The sequence below is a fragment of the Mesorhizobium sp. M7A.F.Ca.CA.004.06.1.1 genome, assembly GCF_003999135.1.
GTDB lineage: Bacteria > Pseudomonadota > Alphaproteobacteria > Rhizobiales > Rhizobiaceae > Mesorhizobium.
Genome location: NZ_RZPQ01000577.1, coordinates 1 through 3845, shown reverse-complemented (window position 1 = coordinate 3845; position 3845 = coordinate 1). Strand labels below are relative to the sequence as shown.

The following is a 3845-nucleotide window of genomic DNA, read 5'->3' as shown; positions in this document are numbered from 1 at the left end:
GGGGTACGGCGCCGACATCTCAAGTTGCCACGCCCGCCGGCGCACCGCGTCCCGAGGGCGAAAGACCGCTGGCTTCGCCTGCCGTGCGTCTGCGGGCAAAGGAAGCCGGCATCGATCTCAGGCAGGTTGCGGGATCCGGCCCTGCCGGCCGCATCGGCCATGAGGACATCGAAGCGTTCCTGGCGCGCGGGCCGCAGGTTGCCAGGACATCCGGCCTCGCCCGCAACGATGCGATCCAGGATATCAAGGTGGTCGGCTTGCGGCGCAAGATCGCCGAGAAGATGTCGCTGTCGAAATCGCGCATCCCGCACATCACCTATGTCGAGGAGATCGATGTCACCGCGCTGGAGGAATTGCGCGCCGCGCTCAACAAGGAGAAGCGCCCAGGTAGGGGTGGCGTGGAGCGGCCGAAGCTGACGCTGCTGCCGTTCCTGATGCGGGCCATGGTCAAGGCGATCGCGGACCAGCCCAACCTCAATTCGCTGTTCGACGACGAGGCCGGCATCATCCACCAGCATGGCGGCATCCATATCGGCATCGCCGCGCAGACGCCGTCGGGGCTGGTAGTGCCTGTGGTCAAACATGCCGAGGCGCGCGACATCTGGGAGTGCGGCGCAGAAATCATCAGGCTGGCCGAGGCGGCCAAGTCCGGCACGGCGACACGCGACGAGCTGTCCGGCTCGACCATCACCATCACCTCGCTCGGCGCCATGGGCGGCGTGGCGACGACGCCGGTCATCAACCATCCGGAAGTGGCGATCATCGGCGTCAACAAGATGATGGTGCGGCCGGTGTGGGACGGCACCCAGTTCATCCCGCGCAAGATGATGAATTTATCGTCAAGCTTCGACCATCGGGTGATCGATGGGTGGGATGCGGCGGTGTTCATCCAGCGGATCAAGACGCTGCTGGAAACGCCGGCGCTGATCTTTGTGGATTGAGGTGATGAGGCCGATGTCGAAGCTTGAGACGGACCTTCGGAAGTTACCGGCGTTGGAATGTGGGCTCCCCCTTCTCCCCTTGTGGGAGAAGGTGTCGCCGAAGGCGACGGATGAGGGGTGTTCCAGGGAACGCCAACGCCTCACTCCGCTGGAACACCCCTCATCCGTCTCGGCGCTAACGCGCCGATCCACCTTCTCCCACAAGGGGAGAAGGACAGGGCGCCCGGCGGCCGAAAGGAAGCAGCCAACATGAAAGAAATCTCCTGCAAGCTGCTGGTCATCGGCGCCGGTCCCGGTGGTTACGTCTGCGCTATCCGTGCCGGACAGCTCGGCGTCGATACGGTGATCGTGGAAGCCGGCAAGCCGGGCGGCACTTGTCTCAATGTCGGCTGCATCCCGTCCAAGGCGCTGATCCATGCGGCGGAGGAGTTCGAGAAGGTGTCGCACATGGAAGGCGGCAAGAGCCCGCTCGGCATCTCGCTCACCGCACCGACGCTCGACCTGGCGAAGACGATCGCCTGGAAGGACGGCATCGTGAGCCGGCTCAACAGCGGCGTCGCCGGCCTGCTCAAGAAGGCAGGAGTCAAGACCGTGCATGGCTGGGCGAGCTTTCGCGACGGCAAGACGGTTGCGGTCGAGACCGAGACGGGAAGCCAAGTCATCCGCGCCGAGACGATCGTCATTGCCACCGGCTCGGCGCCAGTCGAGCTGCCGTTCCTGCCCTTTGGCGGTCCGGTGATTTCGTCAACCGAGGCACTGGCACTGAGCGACGTGCCGAGAAAACTCGCGGTCGTCGGTGGCGGCTATATCGGGCTGGAACTCGGCATGGCGTTTGCAAAAATGGGCGCCAAAGTGACCGTGGTCGAGGCCTTGCCGCGCGTGCTGGCGCAGTATGACGCCGAACTCACGCGGCCCGTGGTCAAGCGGCTCAACGCACTCGGCGTCGAGGTGATGCTGGGTGCCAAGGCCAAGGGGCTATCGACCAAAGGCGATGCGCTGCTGGTCGAGACGGCGGATGGCAAGAGCGCCAAGGTCGCCGCCGAAAAAATCCTGGTCACGGTCGGCCGCAAGCCGGTGACCGAAGGCTGGGGGCTCGAGCAGATCGACCTCGACAGGGCAGGCAAATTCATCCGCATCGACGACCAGTGCCGCACCTCGATGCGCGGCATCTTCGCCATCGGCGACGTCACCGGCGAGCCGATGCTGGCGCACCGGGCGATGGCCCAGGGCGAGATGGTCGCCGAGATCGTCGCCGGCCACAAGCGCAACTGGGACAAGCGCGCCATTCCCGCCGTTTGCTTCACCGATCCGGAACTCGTCACCGCTGGTCTTTCGCCGGAAGAGGCCAGGGCTCTGGGCGGCGAGATCAAGATCGGCATGTTCCCGTTCGCCGCCAACGGCCGGGCGATGACGAAGCTGGGCGAAGACGGCTTCGTCCGCGTGGTGGCGCGGGCGGACAACCATCTGGTGCTCGGCATCCAGGCGGTCGGGCAGGGCGTGTCGGAACTGGCGGCGGCTTTTGGCCTGGCGCTGGAGATGGGCGCCAGGCTGGAGGACATTGCCGGCACCATCCATGCCCATCCGACGCAAGGCGAGGGATTCCAGGAAGCGGCGCTCAAGGCGCTGGGGCACGCGCTGCATGTTTGATTCGTGACAGTGCAAAGGCGGTGATGCTGGCGGGACACTCGCCCCCCTCTGTCCTGCCGGACATCTCCCCCTCAAGGGGGGAGATCAGCAGTTTCGGGCAACCCGCCTCTTCCAAGACTTTGAAAATTGGCGAAATCTAAGATGACAGCCTATCTCCCCCCTAGAGGGGGAGATGCCCGGCAGGGCAGAGGGGGGCAGCCTCTCACAAGAGAGAGACGCTGATCACCCCGCCAGCCGGCTCACCATCTCATGCTGCGCATAGGCGCGGCCGAAGCGGTTGGCCAGAAACGCGTCGAGCGCGATGTCTTCCTGCTTGATGAAGCCCGTGGCCGGCAGGCTGCCGTCGGCGAGCATGTCGAGCACGGCGCAGATGCCGGACGCCGTGGTGATCTGGATGGCGCTGCGCACCTGATCGCCGATGCGCCTGGAGTAGATCTTGTTGGCGTAGGTCTCCTGCAGCAGGCGGCCGTTCTTGCGGCCGGAGACGGTGACGAAGACGATGACCACGTCCTGCAGCGTCGCCGGCAGCGCGCTCTCGAAAATGTCTTTCAGCACGTCACGGCGGTGGCGCAGGCCGAGATCGTTGAGCAGCGCCTTCATGATCGCGGCGTGGCCGGGATAGCGGATGGTGCGGTAGTTCAGCGTGCGCACTCTGCCCTTCAGCGTCTCGGCCAGCGTGCCAAGGCCGCCGGAGGTGTTGAACGCTTCGTAGGTGACGCCGTCGAGCGAGAACTCCTCGCGCTCTTCCAGTGGCGGCACCTCGACCAGCTCGCCTTCGACGATCGCCTCGCAGGGCTCGCAATATTCGTTGATGACGCCGTCGGTGCTCCAGGTCAGATTGTAGTTCAGTGCATTGGAGGGATATTGCGGCAGGGCGCCGACGCGCATGCGCACGCTCTCCAGCGAATCGAACCGGCTGGCGAGATCGTTGGCGACGATCGAGATGAAGCCCGGCGCCAGGCCGCATTGCGGAATGAAGGCGCTTCTGCCCGAAACCGCCAGTTCCTTGACGCGGCGGGTCGAGACGACATCCTCGGTCAGGTCGAGATAGTGCACGCCGGCACAGGCCGCCGCTTCGGCGATGCGGGTGGTCAGATGGAAGGGAGCGGCGCTGAGCACCGCGAATTTGCCGGCGAGTGCGGCTTCAAGCGTGCCGGATGCTTCGATGTCGAGCTCAAGCGTCGCAACCGTGGCCGGCAGTTCGGCAGCAGCGAACTGTGCTGCCGAGCGGTCGACGAGCGTGACCTGATAATCCCC

The 3845-nt window shown here is 65.1% G+C and carries 3 protein-coding genes; 2 read left to right on the top strand and 1 reads right to left on the bottom strand.

Annotated elements, in window-relative coordinates; translation table 11 throughout:
* Together EN906_RS26065 and lpdA are read left to right on the top strand one after the other, a co-directional pair.
* Positions 1-941, top strand: a 941-nt coding sequence (locus EN906_RS26065) for a dihydrolipoamide acetyltransferase family protein (protein ID WP_164777365.1), incomplete at its 5' end; no start/stop codon positions are given.
* Between the two features lie 249 nt (positions 942-1190).
* Positions 1191-2588: a dihydrolipoyl dehydrogenase gene (lpdA, locus tag EN906_RS26060; RefSeq protein WP_127268448.1), complete on the top strand. Its 1398-nt coding sequence runs from the start codon at positions 1191-1193 to the stop codon at positions 2586-2588.
* A gap of 222 nt (positions 2589-2810) precedes the next feature.
* Here the strand turns inward: lpdA and EN906_RS26050 are convergent.
* Positions 2811-3845: saccharopine dehydrogenase family protein (locus EN906_RS26050; protein ID WP_164777364.1), on the bottom strand; the 1035-nt coding region annotated here is incomplete at its 5' end.